Annotated in this window: 25 protein-coding genes and 1 pseudogene; 18 read left to right on the forward strand and 8 right to left on the reverse strand. The window is 58.1% G+C overall.

What is annotated here, in order from left to right:
* Positions 1 to 55: 55 nt before the first annotated feature.
* The 11 genes and pseudogenes from P0592_RS18140 to P0592_RS18185 all read left to right on the forward strand — a co-directional run bounded on the left by P0592_RS18140 (position 56) and on the right by P0592_RS18185 (position 8,345).
* Positions 56 to 787, forward strand: a complete 732-nt coding sequence (locus P0592_RS18140) for an AzlC family ABC transporter permease (protein ID WP_276274120.1) — start codon at positions 56 to 58, stop codon at positions 785 to 787.
* The gene (locus tag P0592_RS18145) at positions 777 to 1,094 is read left to right on the forward strand and encodes an AzlD family protein (RefSeq protein ID WP_276274121.1); all 318 of its coding nucleotides are present in this window, start codon (positions 777 to 779) and stop codon (positions 1,092 to 1,094) included. Before P0592_RS18140 ends, P0592_RS18145 begins: the two co-directional genes overlap by 11 nt.
* 358 nt (positions 1,095 to 1,452) lie before the next feature.
* Positions 1,453 to 1,587 (forward strand): annotated as a pseudogene (locus P0592_RS20260) (citrate synthase/methylcitrate synthase); the annotation flags it as partial.
* A gap of 59 nt (positions 1,588 to 1,646) precedes the next feature.
* Positions 1,647 to 1,910 carry an EamA family transporter gene (locus P0592_RS18150; RefSeq protein WP_276274122.1) on the forward strand — a complete coding sequence of 88 codons (264 nt, stop codon included), beginning with the start codon at positions 1,647 to 1,649 and terminating at the stop codon, positions 1,908 to 1,910.
* Positions 1,911 to 2,211: 301 nt separating this feature from the next.
* A complete protein-coding gene (locus P0592_RS18155; protein WP_276274123.1) occupies positions 2,212 to 2,628 on the forward strand; it encodes a DoxX family membrane protein in 417 nt (138 codons plus the stop codon).
* A 5-nt stretch (positions 2,629 to 2,633) separates the two neighbouring features.
* On the forward strand, positions 2,634 to 3,836 hold the full coding sequence (locus P0592_RS18160; RefSeq protein WP_276274124.1) for an MFS transporter: 1,203 nt from the start codon (positions 2,634 to 2,636) through the stop codon (positions 3,834 to 3,836).
* A gap of 348 nt (positions 3,837 to 4,184) precedes the next feature.
* Positions 4,185 to 4,559 carry a winged helix-turn-helix transcriptional regulator gene (locus P0592_RS18165; protein WP_276274125.1) on the forward strand — a complete coding sequence of 125 codons (375 nt, stop codon included), beginning with the start codon at positions 4,185 to 4,187 and terminating at the stop codon, positions 4,557 to 4,559.
* A gap of 290 nt (positions 4,560 to 4,849) precedes the next feature.
* A complete protein-coding gene (locus P0592_RS18170) occupies positions 4,850 to 5,791 on the forward strand; it encodes a winged helix-turn-helix domain-containing protein (RefSeq protein ID WP_276274126.1) in 942 nt (313 codons plus the stop codon).
* A 227-nt stretch (positions 5,792 to 6,018) separates the two neighbouring features.
* A complete protein-coding gene (locus tag P0592_RS18175) occupies positions 6,019 to 6,603 on the forward strand; it encodes an NADPH-dependent FMN reductase (protein ID WP_276274128.1) in 585 nt (194 codons plus the stop codon).
* Positions 6,604 to 6,605: 2 nt separating this feature from the next.
* On the forward strand, positions 6,606 to 6,980 hold the full coding sequence (locus P0592_RS18180) for a winged helix-turn-helix transcriptional regulator (RefSeq protein WP_276274129.1): 375 nt from the start codon (positions 6,606 to 6,608) through the stop codon (positions 6,978 to 6,980).
* Positions 6,981 to 7,496: 516 nt separating this feature from the next.
* Complete coding sequence (locus P0592_RS18185; protein WP_276274130.1) at positions 7,497 to 8,345, forward strand: beta-keto acid cleavage family enzyme; 849 nt, start codon at positions 7,497 to 7,499, stop codon at positions 8,343 to 8,345.
* Positions 8,346 to 8,551: 206 nt separating this feature from the next.
* Here P0592_RS18185 and P0592_RS18190 read toward each other — a convergent pair whose 3' ends face one another.
* From P0592_RS18190 to P0592_RS18200, 3 genes are all read right to left on the reverse strand, one after another.
* Positions 8,552 to 10,189, reverse strand: a complete 1,638-nt coding sequence (locus P0592_RS18190; protein ID WP_276274131.1) for a potassium channel family protein — start codon at positions 10,187 to 10,189, stop codon at positions 8,552 to 8,554.
* A 238-nt stretch (positions 10,190 to 10,427) separates the two neighbouring features.
* Complete coding sequence (locus tag P0592_RS18195; protein WP_276274132.1) at positions 10,428 to 11,573, reverse strand: low temperature requirement protein A; 1,146 nt, start codon at positions 11,571 to 11,573, stop codon at positions 10,428 to 10,430.
* Positions 11,574 to 11,711: 138 nt separating this feature from the next.
* On the reverse strand, positions 11,712 to 11,966 hold the full coding sequence (locus P0592_RS18200) for a HalOD1 output domain-containing protein (protein ID WP_276274133.1): 255 nt from the start codon (positions 11,964 to 11,966) through the stop codon (positions 11,712 to 11,714).
* 258 nt (positions 11,967 to 12,224) lie between these two features.
* On the opposite strand from P0592_RS18200, the gene P0592_RS18205 reads away from it, so the two are divergent.
* Positions 12,225 to 12,566 (forward strand): DsrE family protein, encoded by a 342-nt coding sequence (locus P0592_RS18205; RefSeq protein WP_276274134.1) that lies wholly within the window; start codon positions 12,225 to 12,227, stop codon positions 12,564 to 12,566.
* Between the two features lie 210 nt (positions 12,567 to 12,776).
* Here the strand turns inward: P0592_RS18205 and P0592_RS18210 are convergent, their stop codons facing one another.
* A complete protein-coding gene (locus P0592_RS18210) occupies positions 12,777 to 13,118 on the reverse strand; it encodes a winged helix-turn-helix transcriptional regulator (RefSeq protein WP_276274135.1) in 342 nt (113 codons plus the stop codon).
* Positions 13,119 to 13,456: 338 nt separating this feature from the next.
* Between P0592_RS18210 and P0592_RS18215 the strand changes: the two genes are divergently transcribed.
* Positions 13,457 to 14,326, forward strand: coding sequence for an SDR family oxidoreductase (locus P0592_RS18215; protein WP_276274136.1), 870 nt, complete (start codon positions 13,457 to 13,459; stop codon positions 14,324 to 14,326).
* Between the two features lie 1,189 nt (positions 14,327 to 15,515).
* Here P0592_RS18215 and P0592_RS18220 read toward each other — a convergent pair.
* Complete coding sequence (locus P0592_RS18220) at positions 15,516 to 16,481, reverse strand: ring-cleaving dioxygenase (protein ID WP_276274137.1); 966 nt, start codon at positions 16,479 to 16,481, stop codon at positions 15,516 to 15,518.
* Between the two features lie 349 nt (positions 16,482 to 16,830).
* Here P0592_RS18220 and P0592_RS18225 point away from each other — a divergent pair, with 349 nt between their 5' ends.
* Complete coding sequence (locus P0592_RS18225) at positions 16,831 to 17,544, forward strand: SDR family oxidoreductase (RefSeq protein WP_276274138.1); 714 nt, start codon at positions 16,831 to 16,833, stop codon at positions 17,542 to 17,544.
* A gap of 31 nt (positions 17,545 to 17,575) precedes the next feature.
* Here the strand turns inward: P0592_RS18225 and P0592_RS18230 are convergent, their stop codons facing one another.
* On the reverse strand, positions 17,576 to 17,998 hold the full coding sequence (locus tag P0592_RS18230; RefSeq protein WP_276274139.1) for a CoA-binding protein: 423 nt from the start codon (positions 17,996 to 17,998) through the stop codon (positions 17,576 to 17,578).
* Between the two features lie 259 nt (positions 17,999 to 18,257).
* Between P0592_RS18230 and P0592_RS18235 the strand changes: the two genes are divergently transcribed.
* From P0592_RS18235 to P0592_RS18250, 4 genes are all read left to right on the forward strand, one after another.
* Positions 18,258 to 18,467, forward strand: a complete 210-nt coding sequence (locus tag P0592_RS18235; RefSeq protein WP_276274140.1) for a hypothetical protein — start codon at positions 18,258 to 18,260, stop codon at positions 18,465 to 18,467.
* Positions 18,468 to 18,469: 2 nt separating this feature from the next.
* Complete coding sequence (locus P0592_RS18240) at positions 18,470 to 19,309, forward strand: VOC family protein (protein ID WP_276274141.1); 840 nt, start codon at positions 18,470 to 18,472, stop codon at positions 19,307 to 19,309.
* On the forward strand, positions 19,306 to 19,944 hold the full coding sequence (locus P0592_RS18245; protein ID WP_276274142.1) for an alpha/beta hydrolase: 639 nt from the start codon (positions 19,306 to 19,308) through the stop codon (positions 19,942 to 19,944). The genes P0592_RS18240 and P0592_RS18245 overlap by 4 nt, the downstream gene beginning before the upstream one ends.
* 406 nt (positions 19,945 to 20,350) lie before the next feature.
* Positions 20,351 to 21,304 carry a VOC family protein gene (locus tag P0592_RS18250; RefSeq protein ID WP_276274143.1) on the forward strand — a complete coding sequence of 318 codons (954 nt, stop codon included), beginning with the start codon at positions 20,351 to 20,353 and terminating at the stop codon, positions 21,302 to 21,304.
* A gap of 32 nt (positions 21,305 to 21,336) precedes the next feature.
* Here the strand turns inward: P0592_RS18250 and P0592_RS18255 are convergent, their stop codons facing one another.
* Positions 21,337 to 22,389 (reverse strand): enolase-like domain-containing protein, encoded by a 1,053-nt coding sequence (locus P0592_RS18255; RefSeq protein ID WP_276274144.1) that lies wholly within the window; start codon positions 22,387 to 22,389, stop codon positions 21,337 to 21,339.
* A gap of 494 nt (positions 22,390 to 22,883) precedes the next feature.
* Positions 22,884 to 23,543, reverse strand: coding sequence for a CDGSH iron-sulfur domain-containing protein (locus tag P0592_RS18260; protein ID WP_276274145.1), 660 nt, complete (start codon positions 23,541 to 23,543; stop codon positions 22,884 to 22,886).
* Positions 23,544 to 24,377 lie beyond the last annotated feature (834 nt).

Here is a 24,377-nt window from a genome sequence, read left to right on the forward strand (position 1 = left end):
ATCGTGGTGGTGACGAGACCAGAGGATGTCTCGCGAAGACGCTGATACAGTTGCTATGACGGGACAGGATAGTGACGAGGCGTCGGTGCCTGGAGACGGCGAGGAACTACGTTTCTCCCGGAGCGGCGCAGTATCGGGATTCCTCTCGTGTGTCCCCGTTGCGCTCGGCGTCGGTGGCTACGGACTCATATTCGGCGTCATCGCACGTGAGGCCGGACTGAGTGTCACCACGGCAGTCCTGATGAGCGCGACCGTCCTGGCCGGCGCAGCACAACTGATCGCCGTTGGACTCTGGGACTGGCCGATCCCCGCCGTCGCCGTCATCGGAACGACCTTCGTGGTCAACCTTCGGTATCTGCTCATGGGAGCGTCGTTGCGACAGTGGTTCACGCGTCTCTCGTCCCGGCAAGCCTATGTGAGCCTGTTTTTCATGGCTGACGAAAATTGGGCGCTGACGATCGAAGATCTCAGAGAAGGCACCGGCCGTGGCGCGTTTCTTTTGGGAAGCGGGCTCGCGATCTGGGTCTTCTGGGTGCTGGCCACTGCCATCGGCGCAGTTGCGGGTGGTCGTATCGCTAACCCGGAAACCTACGGACTAGGGTTCGTCCTGACTGCGATCTTCCTCGCGCTCCTCGTCGGGTTCTGGGATGGACGCACTTCGCTGGCCCCGTGGGCTCTCGCTGCCGTCGCCGCGGTAACAGTCGAGACGATTCTTCCGGGCCGGTGGTACATTCTGGCTGGTGGAGTCGCCGCATGTTTGATCGAGGTGATCCAGGATGGTCGCTGAGGTCTCCCCGGCCGCAGTGATGGTGGTGTTCGGGATGAGCATCGTCACGTTTGCGACGAAGGCCGGTGGGTTCTGGGCGATTGATCGAATTGATCCGGGGCAATCAACTCGAGACGCGCTCGATGCTCTCCCGGGTGGAATCGTCGTCTCTATCCTCACGATTCGCCTCCTCGAAGGCGGGCCATCCGAGTGGGTCGCCGGAATCGTCGTGGTTCTCGTCGCTCGCGCCACGGAGAACGTTCTCTTCGCTCTAGTCGCTGGTTTGGGGACCCTGTTGCTCGTCCGATGGGGACGGCCCGTGCTCTGAAACTCTTTCCAGGGATTTCCCCTAAAGCCGTGTGCGGCGTGTCCGTGAGTCATTCTTGGAGTTGCCCAGTATAGCAGAGGAACCCCGGTGGGGTATAGTCTGACTGAACATTACATGCCATCGATTCGGCTCTCCCGACGTCGGAATGCCGGCAAAGGAAAGGCGATATTCGACGGCCCAGACCCGAGTGACGGCCAATAGACGAGCGCTTCGGGTTGTAACGGACGATTGAACGGCCACAGGACGGGCACACAAATGACCGGGCCGGTCAGCGAGGGGTTGGACGGCATCGCGGTCGGCGAGACAGGTCTCCCAGGTAGTCGGTACGATCGGTTCCCTCGCTACCCGAGGGTACCCAATCGCGGAAGTGACCGAAGAGTCGACTAATGAAGAGACCGTCTTCCTATCGCTGTACGGCCGCCCCCCGACGGCCGAGGGACTGACAGAGTTCCGGACAGTCCTTGTCTCACGTCGGGAAATCCCGGACTCTGTCACGACCGTCATCAAGCATACTTCCCAGGAAGAGAGTTCAACGATGGATGTCTTCCGGATGTGGGGTCGCTGGTTGGTGGCGGGGTCCTGGCTACCGCTTTACTCTCCGGAGTTCATTTCGAGCTGCTGGAGAACATCGGTGCGACGAAGACGGCTCTCGCCTACTACGCACACCCGATCTCGACCGCAATCGCGGGAAACATCTACCTCAACGAGCGAATCACGACCCTCACTGTCGTCAGGGTCGCCGTGGTCTTCACTGGGTTCATCCTTGTCAAGCGACAGAATGTCCCGACAGCGCTCTCTGCGGTTCCTTCGAAGTAGCCGTTCGCATCTTCTTGTTCGCTTGTGGGCTCTCTGGGCGCACTGTCACGGCTCTATGAGTCCTGTCGGGTACTGGTATGACTCACTCGACGGCGACCGATAGGTTCGTGATATCTCCATAGATAGCCTCTCAAACCGGTATACTGCAGCACACCTGGTGTCGTATAATTTGCCTGAAATATATCTGTAGCTGGCCGGTATCCTCACTCGCAACGATGTCGATATTAGACATCCGCTACACGACAATCGGAAGCGAGGCGACGACCAACCCTCCGCGCAGTTATCTCGGAGGTGAGAGCTGATGGCGTTCTCCTCCGCGGTGTCCGGGACGGCGTTCCTGCTCGGCCGGGCACTGTTCGCGCTCGTCATCGGCTACCTCGCGCTGGGGAATCTGCTCGATCTGGAATCCTCCGTCGGGTACGCGAAGAGCAAAGGGGCACCACTCGCATCGATCACCGTCCCGGTCGGGAGCTTCGGACTCGTCGCCGGTGCACTGGCGGTTCTCGCCGGTATCTATCCTGCGCTCGGTGCTATTGCGGTGGTCGGCTTCCTCGCCCCGATTACGGTCATCATGCACGACTTCTGGACGATGGAGGGACAGGACCGTCAGAACGAACAGATCCACTTCCTGAAGAACGTCGGCCTGGTCGGCAGCGCACTGGTCTTCCTGGCGCTCTCGACGCTCTCGTGGCCGTTCGCCGTCGGCGTGGGGCTCTGAGACGGATGGGAACGACCGGGACATCGACGAGCACCACGTCCACAGTCGGCGTTCCGTGGCGGTCGCCGACGCTGTTCGCCATCCTCGCCGCCACCCTGATGACACCGCTTGACGTCCCGCTCATCAGTCCCGCGCTCCCGCAGATCCAGTCGACGTTCGGTGTCTCGGCTCCCCAAGCCGGATCCTTCATCACGGCGTACGCGGTCCCGGGAATACTGCTCGGGCCGGTGATCGGTGCCCTCGCTGATCGATATAGTCGACGATACGTGCTCTCTGGCTGTCTCGTCGTGTTCGGGACCGCCGGCACCGCAATCGCGTTCACCAACGACTTCACGCTCGCGTTGGGACTTCGAGTTCTCCAAGGTTGTGCCGCCGGGAGCATCCTCTCTGCCTTGGCGATGACCGTCGTCGGTGACCGGTACGAGGGCCCACAGCACGACTCGGTGATGGGCGTGACGTCGGCGATGCTGTCCTTGGGGACTGCTATCTATCCCGTCGTCGGTGGTTTTCTCGCCGCCCGCGCGTGGAACGCGCCGTTCCTCGTGTACGGCCTTGCACTGCCTGTCGCGGGGATCGTTTTCTTCGCGCTTGACGGGGCAGCGTCGTCGGCGTCGACGACCGACCGAGGATACGTTCGGGAGGCACTGGCGGTAATTCCGACCCATCGAGCTGTTGGACTCTACGGTGTGATGTTCCTCTCGTTCACACTTCTCTTCGGCGGTCTCTACACGGTCCTGCCGTTCTATCTCTCGGAGACGTTCGAGCTCTCCGCTGCTGCAGTCGGTGCCGTCACGAGTACGGTCCTCCTGGTGACCGGCATCGTCTCGACACAGAACGGGAAGCTGACCGTCCGTGCGTCGGTGACGACACTGCTCGGGACCGGCTTCACGTGCTATGCCCTGGGTCTCCTCGGCGTCGCTTTCGCGCCATCGTTCGCAATCCTCGTCTTCTCTCTGTGCGTGTTCGGCGTCGGGAGCGGGCTCGTCACGCCGACGCTGTTCGGAAGCGTCAGCGCAATCGCCCCCGACCACGTCCGTGCGGGCGTGATGAGTCTCCAGACGACCACGATAGGCGTCAGTCAGGTAGCTGGACCCGTCCTGTTCACGTTCGTTGCCGGTGCCGTCGGCTATCGGGGCTCGTTGCTGATCGCGAGTGGCGCGGCCGTCTTCGGTACGGCCGCACTCGGGGTGGTGAACCTGAACACCTGACAGCCGGCCTGAACTGCCGTAATAGTCGGGTCGTATGGACGGTCCACTCGTTCCGCCGGCGGTCAGAGCTTCCGAGGATAACGAGCAGAATTATCAGGAGTGTTACTTTAACTCACTTCGCCGAGAACTTATCAGATCTCTCCCCGTGTATTCTCTCAGCGATGGCGTCACCCGAGGACGAACACGATGCTGCGCCCTGTGGAGGGGCCACGATAGCCGACGGGCACATCGTTCCCTCGACGCAGTCCTCGAGAAAGTCGGTGAACGGACCGGAACGACCCGGTCCGTCGACTACGCTGGTATCGATTCGCGCTGTGAAATGACCGCCCCTCGTACGACCACCTGACCATGTCTGCTCAAAACGACTCCCGACGGAAAGAGATCGAGCAAGAGAACGCATCGGCCTGCCCAGTCATCAACGCGATCGACCAGATCGGCACCCCATGGCGGATGAACGTCATCCACGCCCTGCGAGACGGGGAGAAACGGTTCAACGAACTCAAGCGTGCGACAGGCGCGCGCTCGAAGACCCTCTCGGACGTCCTCGACGAGCTCGTCGACAACGACGTCGTCGGCCGGCGTATGGAGGAAGATGCTCCGATCGCCGTCTACTACGACCTCACCACCAAGGGCGACGAACTTCTCGAGGCACTCGAGGCACTCGACGAGTGGGCCCAGGACTGGGGGGAGGAGGTTCCGTCCGGATCGGGTCCTCGGTCATAGAGGCGACACCACTGACGGCTCCGCGGTCTTTTCGATGGGACCCCAACGATAGTGGATACAGGTGGGCCCCATCGTGGGATGGAAAGGTACCCGAACCGGAGCGACGCTGGCGGTGACTCCCGTCCTCGGAACGGACCTTGGAGTCCATCCGTTGGTGGCGGTCAGTCAGCAATTGCAGAGGCACCGCCTTCTGCCGCGGCTCGAGACAGGTCCTACCTGGATGTTTTGGATCGTCGCTGCTGGCCCCTGAGCGGCATAGTTTTTTGCAAGCGCGGAAACCACTCGGCGATATGACTGATGACTCTTCTCGCAGAGCCGAAACTGCCGCTGACGCGGAGTCAGCCTTCAAAGTCCTGAGCCACGACCTCAGATTGGAGATCCTCCTCGCGCTGTGGGATGCCCGGGATTATAGACTATCGTTCTCCGAACTCCGGAAAGCCGTGGGGGAGCGGGATTCGGGTAGTTTCAACTACCATCTAGAACAGTTGCAAGACCACTTCGTGACGAAGACCGAGCGTGGATACGAACTCCAGTACCCCGGGCATCGTGTACTCGACGCCATCCAGAGCGGCGTCTTCCACAAGGAGACGAGCATTGGGCCGGTGAGTCTCGATGAAGCCTGCGGGGAGTGTGGCGGGACGCTGACGTTCGAGTACGATACTGACTGCATCGCTCGAATCCGATGCACTGACTGCAGTAACCGTATCCTGGAGTGGCCGTTCGACCCGGGTGGTACGGCAGATCGCGAGCCCGATGCAATCGTCGCTGCATTCGATCGCCGAACCCGGGACATCTGGGCCTGTGCACTCGACGGCATCTGTCCGTTTTGTGCGGGACGAGTCGAGAGGGAACTGACCAGGTCTGTTCAGGAGCAAGGGGCCTGTGTCGGGGTGGTAGAGCAGTTCGAACGGTACGACGAGTATTTCGCTAGTGACCACCCAGCCATTACTTCCGTCAACTGCAATCGGTGTAGCTTCTACAGCTTCGTCCCCGTCGGTGTCGTGCTGTTGAACGACACGATGGTCGCAATCCGACTCCGAGACGCCGGACTCGACGTCGAGGCGACCCCGATGTGGGGGCTCGGCTTTATCGTCGACGCGGCAGCACTCACCATTGATGAAACCGACCCCATACGTATCGAGGTCGCGATTCCGGACGTCAACGAGGATCTGACGTTCACAGTCGACGAGAAACTAGCAGTAACGCAAAAAAGCGCACCTGACGGTAGGTGAGTTTCTGGAGACGGCTCGACTAGTCGGGCCAATGATGAACCCCAGAACGGAGTTCGCTTCTTCGAATCACCCCATTCGACATCACTACCTTCTCGGTGTGCCCTGTGACCACTCCTCTCATCGCCGTCACTCGTTCCGACAGCCGACCGTCGATAACATCAGATACTTTACTGGAAACACTTCCACCGAGAGGTTATCTGGGTGCAGTGCCTTGCTTGTTCCCAGCTATGAAATTAAAAGGAGATGAACATATAGTCGCCCTGTGCGGCAGTCAACGCGACAGTAGTCATACTCATCGAGCGCTTTCCAAGGCGCTAGACGCGGCTGAAGACCGTGGAGCGACGACTGATTTCGTCGAGGTTGCCAGTCTGGACCTCCCGCTGTTTGACCCGGATCACAGCGACGCCGGTGATGCTCCGGAACTCCGCGACCGGATCGGCGAGGCCGATAGCGTCCTGCTTGGTTCACCGATATACCACGGTTCCTACGCTTCGCCGCTGAAAACCGCGGTTGACTACTGTGGGTTCGACGAGTTCGAGGGAAAGACCGTCGGACTGTTGGTTGTCGGAGGGGGTGACTTCCCGACGCCGGCCCTGGAACACCTCCAATCAGTCTCCCGAGAACTGAGTGCTTGGGTGCTACCCAGTGGAGTTGCGATTCCCAGAGCCCACGAGAAGTTCCAAGATGGCCGCCTCACCGACGAGCACCTGGCCGAGCGGATAGACACCTTGGGGGCGGAGCTTGTCCGGTACGCTGGGGTCGAATCGTATCCCGAGACAACGACTGGTTGTGCTATTCCGAGGCCCGATTGATTATGTGTGCGGAGTCAGAGTCCAGACAGGAGGATATCGAACAGCAGAACGATTCGGCATGTCCAATCGTCAGTACCATCGACCAGATCGGCACTCCATGGCGGGTGAACGTGATACACGCCCTCAAAGACGGCGAACAGCGGTTTAACGAACTCAAACGTTCAACCGGTGCGCGCTCGAAGACCCTCTCGGATGCGCTCGATACGTTAGTCGAGAGCGATATCGTCGACCGGCGAGTGGAGGAAGATGCCCCGATAGCTGTCTACTACGGTCTCACCACGAAGGGGCAAGAACTAAACGAAGCGTTAGGGGCATTAGAGGAGTGGGCCAGAGACTGGGACGAGGAGTTCTCATCCGAGTCTGATGGGCCGCTGTGACCTCACGCAAGCCGATTCAAGTTAGCCGTTTAGAAGCCTGGCTATCGACTGTTGTCGAGTCCAATTCCCGGCCAAGGTGCTCGGATTCGACGAGATCGGCGACGGGTTCGGGCCTATTGCCTGACGAATCATAACGGCGTCGCCCCTCGACCTTTTTCGCCAGTTCGTCACGACTGGCAGTGATGAAGTCCCGACGTCGTCAGTGTGGGCCTGCGGGCAGTGAATCCAGACGTCGCTTCCCGTTTTCGTCGTGGTCAGGTAACACAGGTGTAACTCCCTGACGGGGATGTCGCAGAATCGTTATGCAGCACCCCTGAGAAGGGAGACTATGACTTGCTCGTATCTGGAATACCGGAGTGAGTCGGATGGTGAGCAGTTCGACCAGCCTCGGGCATACTGCACCGCTACAGACCAGTTCGTCCAGGCGATGAGAGCGGATATCTGCAACGACCGGTACGGTCTCGATCACGCGGTCCACTGCGAAATCTACCGTGAGAATACCGAGGACTTGACACCGTGACTTACGAGAGCTACCTTGCCGGCACGCCGCTCGTCGTCACCGCGGCGCTGACCGGTGGTGTCCACGGGAAGGAGGCGAACCCGAACCTCCCCGAGACCCCGAAAGAGATCGGGCGCGCGGCCGCCGCCGCCGAGGCCGCCGGCGCTTCGGTCGTCCACCTGCACGCCCGTGAGCCGAACGGCGAGCGCAGCTTCGCGACCGAACGGTTCCAGGAAATCGACGACGAGATCCGCCGACACGCCGACGACGTGATTATCCAGCACTCGACCGGGGGAACGGGCGCACCCGATGCGGACCGTCACCTCCCTTTGCGGACCGATCCGCCCCCGGAAATGGCATCTCTCGACATGGGGCCGCTCAACCGCTACGACCATCTCACCAGTGAGAACACACGCGGGCTGGTTGACTCGTTGCACGACGAGATGCGCGATCGTGGTATCAAACCCGAACTCGAGGTCTTCAATGACGGCCACCTGAACGAGGTCCACGGGCTGCTCGACCGGCGCGACCTCGCCGACCCCGTCTATACGACGCTCATCTTCGGACCCGGAACGCTGACACCGCCGCGGCCGCGGAACTTTCTGAACGCGATCGACAACCTCCCCGAGGGCGCGCTGTTCAATACGCTCGGGTTCGGCCGTCACCAGTTACCGTTCGCGACAATGGGGACGCTACTCGGCGGCCACGTCCGCGTCGGTCTTGAGGACAACGTCTACTACCGCGAGGGAGAGCTCGCCACGAGTAACGCTCAACTCGTTGAACGAGTCGTCCGTATCGCGGACGAGCTCGGGCGGGATGTCGCGACCCCCGATGAGGCACGTGACATCCTCGGTCTCGACCCCTGAAACCGACGTATCTGCCCCTTATGATTCGATAGAACACGTTTGAAATTAGAGCTGGTCCTGTGAACCGAGAGCATCAGCGGGAAATGTCCGCGTGTTCGGACTGTCTGTATCGCTTCGTGCGTATCCGGTAGCACGTCCGAGGCACGTAGTATCGCGGGATGTCAATTGCCTGCAAATGACGTAGTTGTTCTGCAGCGGGGCAGGAGTCACTTGGTGAATTCGCTGAATTGCTCGATCTCTTCCTGTGTCCCGCTAATGAGTAACGCATCGTTCTCGCGTACGGTGAATGACGGATCGATCCCCGAGATTATCTCGCCGTCGCGCTCGACGGCAACAACTGTCACTCCGGTTCGCGTGCGCACTCTCGACTCGGCGAGTGTCTGCCCGGCAAGCTTTGGGGCCTCCCTGTGGACGATCTGCACCCGCTCGGAAGGTGAGAGAGGTCCCCCAGCAGGGAGGATCTCTCCAGCAATCATCTCTCCAGTGACCGTCGCAAGCGCCAGCACGTAGTCAGCACCGGCCCGGTACAGCTTGGGAATACTATCGGCTTCGTTCGCCCGAGCGATGATTTTCACTTCGGGGTTGAGTCTCCGAACGAGAAGTGTGGCAAACACCGCATCAGTGTCGTCTGGCAACGCGAGGATCACAGTCTGTGCCGTTTCGATATTCGCGTCGAGGAGCGCCTCGGGGTTCGTCGCATTACACGTGACATCGACACTCGGCTTGTCCTCGATATCCAGTGTTGTCGGCTCTATCTCGGCGCGTGCCAGCGCGTCCGTGACTGCCGACCCTACCTCGCCCATCCCGGCAACCACGACGCTGTGGTGACCGTGAACGGGTCGGTGGATTCCCGAATTGCCCAGCTGCTTGAGCCGGTCTAGTTGTGGTTTACGACCAACGGCGAGCAGGATCGTTTGTCCGTCGAGAACCGTTTCCGGTGGAATTGGGCTCGTAAATTCGCCCCCGATCCACGCCCCGAGTAGAGCCGCACCGGTCCGCTCGGCGACCTGGTTTTCGGAGAGTGTCTCGCCGACGAGTCCACTCCGAGGCTGGATGGGGACTTCGACGATTTCGAACTCTTCAGAGAGTTCAACGACATCGTCCAAGTTCATCGGCTCCATCGTCGTCGCCTTGTCTACGAGCCGTTCGCCGAGCAATTGATTCGGCGAAAAGACCCGGTCAGCACCGGCATGGCGGTGGTAGTCGGCGAGGTCGTAATCTTCGATGATGCTGATCGTGTATATCTCGTCTGTCGCCTCCTCTGCTGCGAGAACGATGCTAACGTTCACCTCGTCGGATGCATCAGCCACTACGGCTGTCGCGGTGTCGACCTGAGCCTTCCGGAGTGTCTCGGTTACTTCGGGGTCGCCGTACACGACAGAGTGGCCCTGTTCGTACAATAATACGGCAGTCTCCCGGTCCGACTCCACGATGACGTAATCAACGTCGTGTTCACTGAGCTCAGAAATCAACGCATCGCTCTTTCGTGTGTACGAACAGAGGATGACGTGTCCGTGAACGTCATCAACGGCAGTTGGGGGGTCCGTCGCGAGAACATCCTCAATCAGCGGGATAACGAACACGGGGAGGGCAGCGAAAATGAGAAGAATACCAGTTACTTGCATACCCATAACAAGTACGTTCATTATGGGGCTCGTCCACGGTGCATCCTCTCCGTATCCGACGGTTGTAAACGTCTGAAAGACGACCTGGAAAGAGTTTACAAGCGGCTGAGGCCGGTTTTCTAAGGTAGTCATCCCGTAGTCATATGCGAGGGTGAAAACGACGATCGTTCCTACGACCGTAATGAGGTAGTAACGGGCGTACTGTGAATGCTTAGCCATGGTCGCCAATTCCTCTTGTGTAGGTCACAGCCAATATCAGGGCTGTCCGGTTCACTCCGAATATTCGTTTGAACAACAGAAAAGCGACCGGTCGTTCCAAGTTCGGCAAGGGGGATCGACGGCTGGAGGCTGTCAGAGCACTCTGTCCCGGACTCAACGACACTGGGACCGGTGCGTGTTTATGCCGAGGAAAGTCACCGACTGCGTGGCGAACTGAGTGTAATCTTTCGAGCACTTTTTACTGAGTTCTCAGGAGTCTATGATCCGTTACTTCGTACGTCAGGAGGGTGGCGAATGATATGACTACGAACCCCAAGGCGGTCAGTGCTTGGAGTCGAGCGCCGATCGGAATCAAGAGAACAATGACGGCCGCAACTACCAGCCCGGGTGCGGGTATTTGAGCAGTTTCACGCCGCTGAAATTCGCCACGGCCGAATAAGAAGAGCGCTCCACCGCCGTATAGGGCAACCGTCGGGAGCATCTCCAGGGCACTCCCGAGATGAGAAATAGCCTCTCTGATACCGAGAGCAGTGAAGATGATTCCACAAACGATGAGAAAATGGATGTAGCTATAGGAGACGAGCGCTCGAAGCGCACGCTCGTGTCCTTCTGTATCTGCGAGTCGCCGTTCTGCCGCCGAAACGAGATAGTCAAAGTACAGCCACCAAAGCGTGATAACGAACCCCATTCCGAGCACGATACCGAGGATTTGGGCCGGATCCAAGCTCAGTTCTGTTGCACTGAACCCCATCTTAATCAGTATCTCTCCGAGCGCGACGATGATTATGAGGCGATACCGTTCGACGAAGTGCTGAGCATCGATGTAGAAGCCTTCATTCCCGCGGATGTACGGCACACCGTAGTCGATCGCAAGCGCACTGGCCCAGAGTGCTCCCTGGGCAGCCCCGTTGAGAAAGCTGGCAACGATTAAAAGTGCTGGCCCACCGAGAAATCCAGGTGCCAGTCGTCGAACACCCTGTTGAGTCTCCGGTTCAGTACCGAGGATATACAAGCCTATATGTAGGACTCGAACCACGAAATACGCGAGACTGAAGAGTAATGCGTGGCCGTCAAAAGCTCCCGGGACGGCTACTGCAACGACGAACATACTTGTTGTCGCAGTGAGAATGACGAGCCGCCCAGCGAGGGTCTCTGCGGCAGGTATGGCGTCCGTCAACCAGGAGTAGGTTACCCACGCCCACCAGAGCACTCCCAGCAACGCTATACCACGAGCCATCCCTTCCCAAGTTAGATTAGCTGATAGAAAATCTACAACCTGGATGAATCCAAACACGAACACCAGATCGAAGAATAGCTCTAGTGTACTGACCTCCTGTGACTCTTCACGAGTCCTATTTGGAACATCGAGTAGTTCTGAGACCATCTGATATTCCCTCACACGCGATCTATCAACAAATGTCGAGTCGGCAATTCGCGGTCCCTCTCGGCGAGCGAACTGATGATTTGTAACTCTTGCAGAAGGGATTCAGGTACGGCTCTTCCGCACCGCCATCTCTCGAATTCAATTGAAAACCTCTACTCGGCTCCTGCCGATGATATTCACGACGAGATCGTCGTGTTCGAACTCTACCAACACCTGGGCGTCCGCGGAACGCAGCAGCGCATCTACTGCTCCAATATCAATCGATTCATATATCGGCTCTATCTTCGCTGGATGAGTATTTTCTATATCGGCGATAGCCTCGGCAACAATAGCTTCGATCGACTCCTGACTATCGATATGGCGGGTTAGCGCTGGCGTATCTTCTCTTTCCATAGATCTCTTTGAGATTTGGGTCCGGAATTGAGTCCTCTCCACCGACGTATTGGAAGACGGAATTAATGAAATTTATGTGATATGTGGGTGACCTGGTGACGGGCCTGTTACTATATGTGGTCAAGGAAACCAGCGTCGCTCACGACAGGCTCTCGGCCTGCTGTATGCTACTGAGTGACGTAAAATAGTGCATCCCACCTGGTTTTCCTCCCGTTACTACCGTATTTAACGGTCTATAGGCCGGAGTGAGTGATAGCGATGGATATCGTGTTCCACCTGTCCAGCAGCCAGAGTGTAGATGGAGCAGAAGCGCTTGCGAACGTATCCAACCTGTTGGGTGATGAGACCGCTGACGTGGACTCAGTCGTGCTCATCGCTAACGGCGGTGGCGTACAACACCTCCGGTCTGATTCAGATGTTGCTGACCGTGTTCGTGTATTGATGGAACACGGTGTTGAGTTCAAAGCGTGTCGGAACGCGATGAACGCCCAGAACATATCATCCGGCGACCTCGTTGATGGTATCGGAACCGTCCCCAGCGGCATCGGTGGGGTGGCCAATCTCGAATCGGACGGCTACTCGTACATCAAAATCCCCTGACAGAGCACGCTGCCAGAACCGAACAAATATGATGGCGTTTTGATACCACCATTTCCCCGTGCTCAATTTGGCCTTCTCGAGCGGCCAGCATCTCGTGGTCGACTGTTGAATGACCGAGTACGCGAAATCCACCAACCATCCCTTCGGCCCGAGAGATCGTTCCCTACTTGCGTACGTTGTCCTGCAGCCAATCCAGCTGCTGGAGTCGAACTATAGATGTTCGTCAGCCCAGCATTCGATCTCGTCGAACACCGGGCACAGCGACGCACCGCTATCGGTGAGAGAGTAGTAGGTGGCGATCGGTTTATCCTCGACACGCCGCTCAACGAGCCCGCCATCCTCGAGATCTTCAACGACACGCGATAGTGTTCGAGAGTTAGCACCCGTTGATCGCTTGAGTTCGTTGAAACGCTTTTCTTCCGAATTGACGAGATCGTAGAGCACAATCAGCCGCCACTCTGATCCAATCTCGTTCACAGCTTCGACAACCGAACACGCGTTCGGGCTTTTGTCCTCCTGTGCTTTCTCGTCCCGGGAATTAATCGATGCCATCGAGATTGTCTGCTGTCATCTTATTGCTGAAGATACAAATAGGTTCGTATTAGAACCAGGTAATATAATGTAACCAGATATCTAGAGGCAACCCTGCTGTTACTCTCAGTATTGACGTACTTATGAATCTCTCCGAGGTGAGTGCGTGGTGAGGACTGCTGGAAGCGGGAGCGTTCTGCACGTGAACACACGACTCCCCTTCGCTGGTGTCCCCGCAGATATTGGAAACCCGTTCACTACTGTAGTCTTAGTAGACACCGACCAGCTTCCCTTTCATCCGCAGCCAGATAACTGAGAGACAGTACTATATTTTAGCGGTCCATCCGATAATTACACTCGTGCAAACAGTCCTCATCACCGGCGCGACCGGGAATATCGGCTCCGTCGTCGTCCGATTACTCGCTGATTCAGACGTATCCGTGAGAGCGATGACGCGGAGCCCAGAGCGCGTCGGTTGGAGCGAGAATTTGGACGTCGAGGTTGTCAAAGGGGACTTCATGGCTCCGGAGACGCTGGATAACGCGCTCACTGGAACCGACCAAGCGTTTCTACTCTCCCCGAACGTGAAGCACATGGCCGAGATGCAGTCGAACTTCGTCGCTGCTGCCGAACGTGCAGATATAACACACCTCGTCAAACTTTCAGCTGCTGGAGCAGATCCCGATACATCGTGGGACATCGCACGGTGGCACGGACGCGTCGAACAGGAAATAGCCGCGTCGTCCCTCGATTACACGTTCATCCGCCCGGTCAGCTATATGCAAAACCTCCTGAACGATGCAGAGACGATTCGGTCAGAGGGCCAGTTCGGTCGAGCTACGCCGGCAGACGCCAAAATCAACGTCGTTGATACGCGCGACGTCGCACGACTCGTCGCCACGGTACTCCGTAATAACGAGCATCGTGGGGCGGTATACAAACCCACCGGCCCCGAACCAATCACGTTCGAGGCCATGGCACAAGCGCTTACCGAGGCTACCGGTACGGAGGTGGCGTTTCGGGAACTGGCTCCCTCGGAAGCCAAGCGCGCGATTATAAACGACGGTGGTCCGGAGTGGCTGGCAGATGCGATGGTCGGGCTTCAAGTCGCGTTCGGGGATGGACTCGCCGACCTCAACACGAATGACGTGCACCGAGTCACCGGCGAACCGCCCGGGAGTTTCGCTACGTTCGCGCGGGATCACGCCGAGGTATTCACTCCTAACTAACCCGTTGAACACCTGGTGTCCCTCCCTACACCACTCATCAAATTAATCATATTACGGCGCTTAGGAAACCATCCGTGAAGCGAATACCTTACGTCGTAACCCGTACAGGTCGGCGCTCGTTTGAGGGCTCCGGCCCCACGAGGAACGGCCGCAGGTCGAACTGGATTGCACTGTGGAGTGATTCCGACGTAAAGTCGAGTAGCTGCCGACGACCGCTCGTCTGTCCTGCATCCTATAATGACTGCTGACGGATTTTTCCGACCTGACTGGATTTCAGTTTCGGAGAAGCTCTCACCTCCCCTCCACGGGTTCGGAGTGCTCGCAAGTGTCACAGCGTTAATTCTACGAGACGTCACAGATCCGGCGATCGGATTCCCGATCGCAATCGGTCTCCTCACCGGTGTCGGACTACTGTCGTCGTCCCCGTCCACGGAAAGACCAGCAGTCCTTCGCGTAATTTCTGGTGGGCCGACGAGTGGCGGCAAGAAACAAGGCGCGACGATCAAGCTCGTGTTTGCGATTGCGTTACTCTATGCGTCAACGTATCCCACGTTGTTCGGAAGTGGGCCGCCAGTACCGACGGACCTGCTGCTCGGCTTGGCGCTGCTGTCTTCCAGTATCGGAACCACTCTCGAGGCGAAAGCAATCGACAACCGACTAGAGAGTACCGACACCGTCAGCGAGTAGGGCCCGTGTATGCGAGTGAAAGACAGAGTGCGACCGAGTCGCACTCGACGAACCTTCGCCGCTGTACAAGCCACAAAAGACGGCCACGACGTTCAGGCAGTGCTCGACGCCTCGGGCGCAATCAACGACCTCGGACGCGAAGCTGCACTCTGGCGGACGCAGGACGCCGGTGTGACGCCAACGAGCTACAACGCTATCGCATCCGAGTTACTCCACGACTGGGCGGACGAGGAAGGAGACGACCAGGTTACGAAAACGCGAGCGACTGAGGACCGACCACTAGTCCCACCACATAGGACGGCTCCAGATTGTATCTTTTAATATCAAATAGAAACCACGGTACAACGTCGCAACACTCGAACTCGATTCGTTGCAGTGATCAAGAGCAACGGATGACTTTGCGGCCGTACACAGTGTGTATTCAAGCCCCGGGACCGAACTGTCGGTGAACGCGCGGACAGTCGGTTCTCACTCCTACAGAAACCGTTTCCCCCGTGCTATTTCAGTGCTCTCCAGAGCCGATAGACTCGTGATCAAACGGTGGAAGGTGCGCCTCGATCTCCGCGCGTTCGTTCTCCAGCCACTCCGGTAGCGTGAGCCTCGAACCCAGTTCGTCGATGCTCTCGTCCACTGTGAACCCGGGCTTCGTCGTCGCCATCTCGAAGAGGACGCCACCGGGTTCCCGAGAGTAAATCGATTGGAAGTACTTCCGGTCGATGACTTCGGTAACGTGCTGACCGTGGTCGGAGAATGCATCTCGCCAGCGTTCCTGCGCCTCCACATCGGTCACCGTGAACGCGACGTGGTGCACTGTTCCGATTCCCATCCGTCCTCGCTCCAGGTCCGTCTCGACGAGATCAATAACCGATCCAGGGTTCTCGCCAGCCGCGCGATAGCGTCGTCGCCCGTCCGATTCACCATCCAGTTCATAGCCCAACACGTTCGTGAGAACCGACGCAGTCGGCGCGAACTCCGGGACTGCCAGAGTCACGCTATGGAACCCCCGGAGTTGGTGGTCAGCTGGAATCGGGCTGTCGTCCCACGGCTCCGCGTCGGCAGCGGCCGCTGCCTCCGAAGCGACGAGTTCGAGACCGATTCCGTCAGGGTCTTCGAACGCAAGGACCGCCTCACCGAACCGTTGGCTCTGTTCGACGTCTACACCTCTGGATTCGAGTCGGTCGACCCAGTACTCGAGGGAGTCCGGTTCGATCAGGTACGCCGTAGCCTGGGCCTGTCCAGCACCGAACTCCCCTCTTCGGCCGCGGTCGGTCCACGGGAAGAATGTGAAGTTCGTCCCGGGAGTCCCCTCACCGTCTCCGAAGTAGAAGTGGTATGTCTTCGTGTCGTCGTGGTTGACAGTGCGCTTCACGAATCGCAGGCCGAGTGTCTCTACGTAGAACGAGGCATTACGCTCTGGGTCGCCTGCGATCGCGGTCACGTGATGCAGCCCCGGCGTAGTTACCGTCATCGTGGTATTGCATAGGCGATGGATGGGAATATGATTTCCCGGGCGTTGGTATCACCTGGTAACGCTAGCGAAAGTCGCCGACGAGGACGTCGCCAAACCGTTATTCAGTTTCCCCAGAAAGGCACTCTATGGCGTCTCAGTACAGGTCACGGCGGGATGAGTCGGGCAGAGTTCGGTTCGACGACTCTTGTGTATGCTGTAGTGACACGGGACACCTCATCCAGTCGATTCGTGCCAACAGATGTACCGTCCGTCCCAGCCCCTATCGCGTGAACTACTTGACCCTGTATAGTAGCGGTCACGGCACGGCGGCAAATCCGAACCACACTCGGGGGTGTCCTGTGTACTGATGTCGAGTCGATTCGATTTCGGTGATCGAGTCGTCCTCGTGACGGGCGCGAGTGGCTCACTCGGCACCGCCACCGTCAGACAGTTCCACGACGCCGGTGCAACCGTCTGTATGAGCGCCCGTAATCCTCCGGAAGACAGCGAAGCGGCTGACCTCCTCGCTTCAGATCGCGTCCATTTCTATCAGGGGGATTTCACCGAAGAGCCCGCGGTCGAACAAGTGTTTGACTCACTCATCGACGATCACGGGCACCTCGATGCACTCTGTACGCTCGTTGGCACGTGGGAAGGCGGTAATCCGATCGACGAGACCGACGTCGATGCGTTCGATTTCCTCATAGATGTGAACCTCAAGACGACTTTCCTCGCCTCGAAGTATGCCATTCCACATCTCCGCGAATCCGGTGGGACTCTGGTGAGCGTCAGTTCCCGTTCCTCGCTCGAAGGTGGTGAGGGCGATGGTCCGTATCGGGCAGCGAAAGCCGGCGTCCGACTGCTGACCGAAACGATTGCCGAGGAGAACCTCGGGACGGTGCGTGCAAACGCGATCGTGCCGGATGTCATCGATACGCTGGCGAACCGGGAGATGGTGCCCGATGCCGACCCAAGCGCTTGGCCGACGCCAGACGAGATCGCACGCGTGGTCCTTTTCCTCTGCAGCGACACTGCGAGCGTAACGAGCGGTGCCGCGGTTCCCGTCTACGGGGAGATGTGACAGGATGACCTGACCGAGTACCTTGGGCGGCTCAGTCCATCGGATGACGCATTAGCTTGCCGTGTTCGACTTTCATACAGTGGTCCTGAACCACGTCTACTCCGTTTGCTTCTGCCGTTCTTGCAGCCGCTTCGTTCCGAATCCCGGTCTGCATCCAGATGGCCTGAACGTCTTCACGCGCTACCACTTGGTCGACGATGCTCGGGACCTCCTCACTCGGTCGAAATATCTCGACGATATCGATGGATCGGGGGACGTCGCGGAGTGAAGCATAAGCTCGTTTTCCGAAGATCTCGTCTGCCGCGGGATTGACCGGTATGATTTCGTAACCGTGTCGTTGCAGGTACGCGGGGATAATGTGAGCGGACTTCTCGTATGACCTCGAGGCTCCGACGACTGCAACGGTGTTGAGTTCGAGAACCCGTCGGAGCCCATCGTTCTCCTCGATTGGCATACGGGATCTACTCCAGTCATACAAATCAGCGTATCGCCAACGGCTACTCCACGTACTCGGTTCGACGCGCTCTCGTGGCACTTAGTTCAGACGCGTGCCATCACTCCCGGGTGTGAAATGAGCGATCGGCCCCGCCAGAGAAAGCACCCATCACCCCGAGTCTGTCTCGGGGGCGATTACCGGTGGTTGAGTTGGTGCCACCTGATTTCCCTAATATTACATATCTTATAATTTTGTGTCCAGCATAACTGCTAATGTAATGGAACTACCGAAGGCGAAAGACAACGGAACCGATGCGACCGGCAACCCGCGGCTGTACGGTACGGACGCACTCGGCGACAGAGCCGCGATCCAAGCGCTGACCGCGTCACTCGAATTCGAACATCGATTGGTCGACCGGAGGGACATCTCCCCCAACTCTTCTCACCCGAAGACCACGGACGACCGACCAGTGCTCGCTTTCGCGTGACGATGGACACAAACGGACTCCCGCAGGGGGCACGTGTCGGACGGACAGCACTCACTGTCTCGGACCGCGAGGAGATGACCGAATTCTATCGGCGCGTGGTCGGTCTCAGTATGCTAGACAAGTCTCCCACGACCACGGTGCTCGGAGTCGATGGGGACCCTCTCCTCATCCTCGAGGAGCACACGGATAGCAACGCACGACCTGGGCCGACTACCGGGCTCTTCCATATCGCCTTCAGGGTGCCCTCCCGTGGAGCACTCGGGGATGCTCTCGAACGAATCCGAGAGCACTGGCAGCTCGATGGTTCGGCCGACCATCGGGTCAGTGAAGCGCTCTACGTTACAGACCCCGAGGGGAACGGCGTCGAGATCTACCGGGACTTCCCGGAGGCGGACTGGTCTGTCGCCGATGATGGTAGCATTCGACTCGGAAATGACCCACTCGATGTGAACGAGATAGCTGCGGTAGCTGCTGGTGAGACGCAGGCTCCGCCTGAAACAGATATCGGACATCTCCACCTCGAGGTGTCCTCACTGGACGAGTTCAAACGCTGCTACGTCGATACCCTCGGGTTCGAAGTGAAATCGGAGTTGAAAACCGCAGTCTTCGTCTCCGCCGGGCGGTATCACCACCGCATCGCGGCGAACACCGGACACAATAAATCGGAGCCACGCCGCGGCCGGGGGTTATCCTGGTTCGAAATTGTCCTGCCAGAGGCGTCGTCGCTCGAATCCCTTCGAACCCGTCTCGCAGCCAGTCAGTGGACGATAACCGAGCTTGAAGAAAGTATCTCGATAACGGACTCGGACGGCATCGAGATACGGTTCCGACAGCAACAATGACAGGTCCACATCAGGATCGTCCCCTCGTGACGGCTGGCGCACCCCTTGATGCCGCTGAGGCTGCGCTCGTTCTCGTCCACGGTCGGGGATCGACTGCCGGGAGTATCGTCCAGATGGCAGATGAATTCCATCGACACGGTGTCGCGTATTTCGCGCCCCAGGCGGCCCGAAATACGTGGTATCCGAATCGATTCACCGCGCCGGTCGAATCGAACGAACCCGGGCGCTCCTCTGGCTTGGAGGCCATCGACGACGCCGTGTCGGAAGCCAATGATGCAGGTATTCCGACCGAACGGGTCATCGTTCTGGGCTTCTCTCAAGGGGCGTGTTTAGCGTGCGAGTACGTCGCGCGAAACCCACGCTCCTACGGCGGACTCGCAGTGCTGAGTGGCGGTCTCATCGGTGAATCTATCGACCGAGGCGATTACCAGGGCGACCTGAAAGGGACCCCTGTGTTCCTCGGGTGTAGCGACGTTGATCCGCATATCCCCGAAGAACGAGTCCACCAGTCGGCTGAAGTTTTCCAGCAGTTGGATGGTACGGTGGTCAAACGTCTCTACGAGGGGATGAGTCACAGTATTAACCAAGACGAGAGAGAGTACGTCTCGGGGATGGTCGCAGACCTCGTCGAGTAGGTAGAACTGGAGGAGCGTTGTGGAGTATGATTTCCGGGAGTGAGGTAGTGACTTCCGTGTCGGGCATTCCGACTGGCTACATTTGTACGGATTGATCGAAACGTCACCGTGACGCGTCCGGGAGTGAGGTGGGAGTGGGGATGGGCAGGGGCCCGGACGCGGAGGTCTGACAGCACGGTGCCGTGGACGGGAGTAGCTCCACGTGTTTGGCGTCCGTCTGAGGGTGGGACGCCATTAGCGTCTACGTCCCGGGGGTATTAATATGTCATATATAGCTAAAGTTACGAGGTTGCGCTGATGTAACCACCACACCACTAGCCCACTGACACCTGATAACGCTGATGTTAGTTAGTGTGCTAAACACCACTTAGATTATAAATGTGTTCGAACATAAAGCGAGGACGACTTGGCCGACTATACACCAGCCCTGCATCACGTATCAGCGATAGCTGGCGATCCCCAGCAGAACGTCGACTTCTTCACCGAAGTCCTTGGGATGCGACTCGTCAAGCAAACCGTAAATTTCGATGAGAAATTTATGTACCACCTCTACTACGGGGATCACCGGGGTTCACCAGGCTCTCTCATCACTTTCTTTCCCAACCAACGAGGGAGAGAGGGGCGAATCGGTCAACCCCAACCCTCCGCAACGACGTTCGCGGTACCGAACGGGGCCATACCGTATTGGCAGGAGCGACTCGACGATCGAGGCGTCGACGTCGATGAGCCAATCGAACGGTTCGGCGAGACCGTGCTCCAGTTCCGTGACCCCGACGGCCAACGACTAGAATTAGTCGCTCGCGAAACGGACCGGCCTCCAGTGACAGAGTCGTTCCCTCGTAAATACGCAATCCGTGGCCTCTGCGGTGTCACGCTGTTGTCGTCAAGCGTGTATCACACTGCAGCACTGCTAGAGATTCTTGATTTCTCGCCGGTCGACCAGCAGGGCGAACGTGTCCGCTACGGCACACCGGATTCGTCTGTTCCCACGATGGATCTGCTCGATACAGAAACATCGTACGGACGGGAGGGAAGTGGGACCGTCCACCATGTCGCGTTCCGAAAGGGAACCCGATCACTCGAGAAGTGGCGCGAATATCTTTTCGACGCTGGTCTGGAGCCGACGCGAATCAAGGACCGACGGTACTTCAAATCGCTCTACTTCCGTGGTCCGGGTGGAATCCTTTTCGAGATCGCGACCGAGGGGCCTGGATTCACCATCGATGCGGACAGATCAGAACTAGGGGCAAACTTGCAGCTTCCGCCACGGTACGAGCCCGATCGAGAGATGATAACCCGACAGCTCCCCGAACTGGCTCTCCCAGATGAACCAGTTGGGCCAGGTCTAGTGCAAGAATGATGCTCTATCCGCTGGCTGGAGGACGGTTCCGTCTAGAATCCCTGTAGGCCATGAAAATCTCCGCGGGGAACGAGAGGACTCTCGGGCAGACCCGCGCGGGGATTCGGGTCGTTGAACCCACGCGGTGCGACGTCGTTCGGGGAATCCGGATAGAACAACGACGCGAACGCGTGAATATGTTCTCGACCGACGCTCAGTTCCGTCTGCCCGCCACCGTACATCTCGATTCCTTCCTCCAGACAGTACTCGATTGTTTCGAGTGCTGATTCGACGGTACCGAACCGTGAGGGCTTGATGTTCAACCACTCGGGGTCGAACGGAAGCTGCTTGATGCTCTCGACACTCTTGATTGGATAATCCCAGGTCACGCGACGTTCGTGTCCGTCGAACAGGGGCCGTGTCTCCTCCGTGAGCTCGGGATCTTCGATGAGAGCGTCAGGGAACCCATCGATTACGCGTTCGTAGAGGGCTGGGTCAGCTGACTGGTCGACTGGCGTGCCGCTGTATTTCCCTTTCAGATCGACCACTCGAACGGCCCCAGTCCCGGCTAGCTCCCGAATAGTTTCGTCCGTCCAGCTGGAAGTGGGATCGAGTTTGAATTCCAGTGACGGAATCATCTTCAACCAAGTGTGGACGCGATCGGTGCTCGGCGGGTCCCCGAGTCTCGTGCTCACAGTGAACCTGACCGGGTCGTACTCGCGGCCTAGCGCGTCGGCGAGGTCGCTTTCCGCTTGCTTCAACGCCAGATCGAGGGCAGCACTTTCGAACGCCCACCTTCTGTACGGGTGTGAGTCGTCTCGTTTGGGGGTCGCCGCTGGGAAGAGATCGGTATTATCGAGAGTCTCGGAAAACGACGTATGTGTATACTGGCCCGCGATTGGGAGCCGGGTCGCGTTTTCGACAAGTCTCCTGTGTAGCTCGGGCTCGTAACTGACGTCCTCCCCGAGACCTGTCTCACCGTCGCCCGAGAGTCGAACGACGCTCGTTACCCGTTTGAATTCGCTCGATGTCTCCTTCTGATAGAGTCCCAGATCGTAGTTTTCGATTTGAAGCGATAGCTCGGACAGGGGATCATATAATGTCATTCTCGGTCGTTTGTTCAACGTATGCGGACGGCCAGCCGAAACCAGCCTGATCGGTTGCTTCTGATTGGGGCGTCCATCGAAACTCCCGATTCGATGCTTTCGAGAAGGCGGCGAAACCGGCCCGGCGGCTGTTGCCTCCGAGAGCAGCTGCTCCCTCCACGAAAGCGTCATCGTCGGAGTGTTTGTCGAACGATTGGTCACTCACTGTCTATTCCACGAACGCCGTTTTCTGATATGGTGGTCGAGCGAGATTCGTATGTGATTCACGATTGGTTTGGATAGGGATTAATGCTATCTGACACCGACGTTACGTAGTACGACAGGTGTAACCGCCGAAGCAAAATGCGACGGAACAACCCTCTGTTCCAATCGAAAATCGAATGGTTTCGTCCTGTGACTCGGCTGTTCTATCGATTATATTGAAGCAGTTACCTACGATCTATCGAGTGCTGGCTACTGGCCGAAGGCTTCCATCGGGGAACTCTCTCCAGAGACTAATCTTCGCTCGAGAAACCGATTTCACTGTGGGTCCCATCGCAGAATGGTTTGTTCGCCGACCCTCCACACCGACAGAGTGCAGTCGAGGACTCTCGGACCGTTTCCGTTTCGCCCGCCTGCTGGAGTTTGAATCGACCCTGAACCTGGACAGGGCCGTCGGGTATCGGCTTGACCGTTAGCACGCCGTCAGCGTCTTCTCCGCGCGAATCTATTTCGGGGGCTGTCTTCGATCCAGCTGCCTCAAAATCTACGTCGACGTGACTATTGTCACACAGTGGTTTGTTCTCCGACGCCCCACATCGGCACAGCGCAACGCGGGTGTCCTCAAGCAACGTCGTATCGTCTGGGGTTACGATTTCGATATCCCCTCGAAGATACAGTGGCCCGTCAGGAGAGACGATGATGTGGTTCTCGTCCGGAACAGACTCTTCGGGTCCGCTATCTGTCCGTTTGAACTTCAACGCACCAGTCGGGCAGTCCACGATGACCTCTGAGAGGTCGCCAACGTCGGCATTATCCGGATCGATCCAAGGTCGCTTGTCAGGGTCGAACACGTCGGGAAGCCCCCGCACGCACTCTCTGGCGTGAATACAGCGGTTGGCGTCGTAGCTCACTTCGATCTGTTCTCCGGAATAATAGTGGATGTCTTCGTCCATAGTACGCTTCCTACTGCTTCCAGACTGATGTACTCTGCCAAAAAGTGTCAAATTTGGGGTATTACGACCCTGATTATAACTGCCTCGAAAACCCCGCTAATGGGTGTCGCCACTGTACCTGACCGACGTTCGATCAACTTTCGGGGTTCACACTGTGGATCAAAGGCTTGACCAGTTCCCTGCGAGTGACTCGAAAATAGAACCCTCTCGTTTGTTCTACTAATCGGGGGACACTCCAAATAAGGGTGGATGCTGAACGAAGGGGAACACACCTTGCGGTGCGACCAACACTAGCGAAGGGCACTATCACGACGGTGGGAAATATGACTGGCACTATCGCGGGACGGTTGTCGATTACTCGGGTCACGAGGCGATGTTCCGACGACGATTCTTCGTCACCTGACGCGACCTTCCGTCTCCTGTCGGGCGTCCGTACCGGTGAGACCGCGAGCGAAATCGGTGAGGCCAGTACCACAGACCCAAGCGCGGTCGCGTCGGCGTTCCGGGAACATAACGCAGTCTGTGAGTTCGAGGCGTGAACCAAACAGACGACCGATTGCTTACGACGTACGACACGACTGACGTTGATCTGTACGCGTTCGTCGAGAGGGTAGAGTTCCCACCGAACTCCCAATCGAACCTGCCCGCTGCCCGTCGACGAGGATGTCGTATCCGAGCATCCCCGCCAACAGTGTGACCAGGTCGACATCGACGGTACCGTACTCTTGTGATCCGGTCATTAGCTGTCCGTCGGCGGGCCGTCGCGTTAATGTAGCGGCCGGACGGTCCGGACTTGAGGAGGCCTCACTCTGTCTCGGTGGGTCTCCTCCGGCG

This window comes from Haloarcula litorea (assembly GCF_029338195.1).
In the GTDB taxonomy this organism is placed as follows: domain Archaea; phylum Halobacteriota; class Halobacteria; order Halobacteriales; family Haloarculaceae; genus Haloarcula; species Haloarcula litorea.

What these genes read in the sequence shown, in the direction of transcription:
- P0592_RS18140 (WP_276274120.1), top strand. Translation starts at nt 56, where the DNA reads ATGACGGGACAGGATAGTGACGAGGCGTCGGTGCCTGGAGACGGCGAG.
- P0592_RS18145 (WP_276274121.1), top strand. Translation starts at nt 777, where the DNA reads ATGGTCGCTGAGGTCTCCCCGGCCGCAGTGATGGTGGTGTTCGGGATG.
- P0592_RS18155 (WP_276274123.1), top strand. Translation starts at nt 2,212, where the DNA reads ATGGCGTTCTCCTCCGCGGTGTCCGGGACGGCGTTCCTGCTCGGCCGG.
- P0592_RS18160 (WP_276274124.1), top strand. Translation starts at nt 2,634, where the DNA reads ATGGGAACGACCGGGACATCGACGAGCACCACGTCCACAGTCGGCGTT.
- P0592_RS18165 (WP_276274125.1), top strand. Translation starts at nt 4,185, where the DNA reads ATGTCTGCTCAAAACGACTCCCGACGGAAAGAGATCGAGCAAGAGAAC.
- P0592_RS18170 (WP_276274126.1), top strand. Translation starts at nt 4,850, where the DNA reads ATGACTGATGACTCTTCTCGCAGAGCCGAAACTGCCGCTGACGCGGAG.
- P0592_RS18175 (WP_276274128.1), top strand. Translation starts at nt 6,019, where the DNA reads ATGAAATTAAAAGGAGATGAACATATAGTCGCCCTGTGCGGCAGTCAA.
- P0592_RS18180 (WP_276274129.1), top strand. Translation starts at nt 6,606, where the DNA reads ATGTGTGCGGAGTCAGAGTCCAGACAGGAGGATATCGAACAGCAGAAC.
- P0592_RS18190 (WP_276274131.1), bottom strand. Translation starts at nt 10,189, where the DNA reads ATGGCTAAGCATTCACAGTACGCCCGTTACTACCTCATTACGGTCGTA.
- P0592_RS18195 (WP_276274132.1), bottom strand. Translation starts at nt 11,573, where the DNA reads ATGGTCTCAGAACTACTCGATGTTCCAAATAGGACTCGTGAAGAGTCA.
- P0592_RS18200 (WP_276274133.1), bottom strand. Translation starts at nt 11,966, where the DNA reads ATGGAAAGAGAAGATACGCCAGCGCTAACCCGCCATATCGATAGTCAG.
- P0592_RS18205 (WP_276274134.1), top strand. Translation starts at nt 12,225, where the DNA reads ATGGATATCGTGTTCCACCTGTCCAGCAGCCAGAGTGTAGATGGAGCA.
- P0592_RS18210 (WP_276274135.1), bottom strand. Translation starts at nt 13,118, where the DNA reads ATGGCATCGATTAATTCCCGGGACGAGAAAGCACAGGAGGACAAAAGC.
- P0592_RS18220 (WP_276274137.1), bottom strand. Translation starts at nt 16,481, where the DNA reads ATGACGGTAACTACGCCGGGGCTGCATCACGTGACCGCGATCGCAGGC.
- P0592_RS18225 (WP_276274138.1), top strand. Translation starts at nt 16,831, where the DNA reads ATGTCGAGTCGATTCGATTTCGGTGATCGAGTCGTCCTCGTGACGGGC.
- P0592_RS18230 (WP_276274139.1), bottom strand. Translation starts at nt 17,998, where the DNA reads ATGCCAATCGAGGAGAACGATGGGCTCCGACGGGTTCTCGAACTCAAC.
- P0592_RS18235 (WP_276274140.1), top strand. Translation starts at nt 18,258, where the DNA reads ATGGAACTACCGAAGGCGAAAGACAACGGAACCGATGCGACCGGCAAC.
- P0592_RS18240 (WP_276274141.1), top strand. Translation starts at nt 18,470, where the DNA reads ATGGACACAAACGGACTCCCGCAGGGGGCACGTGTCGGACGGACAGCA.
- P0592_RS18245 (WP_276274142.1), top strand. Translation starts at nt 19,306, where the DNA reads ATGACAGGTCCACATCAGGATCGTCCCCTCGTGACGGCTGGCGCACCC.
- P0592_RS18255 (WP_276274144.1), bottom strand. Translation starts at nt 22,389, where the DNA reads ATGACATTATATGATCCCCTGTCCGAGCTATCGCTTCAAATCGAAAAC.
- P0592_RS18260 (WP_276274145.1), bottom strand. Translation starts at nt 23,543, where the DNA reads ATGGACGAAGACATCCACTATTATTCCGGAGAACAGATCGAAGTGAGC.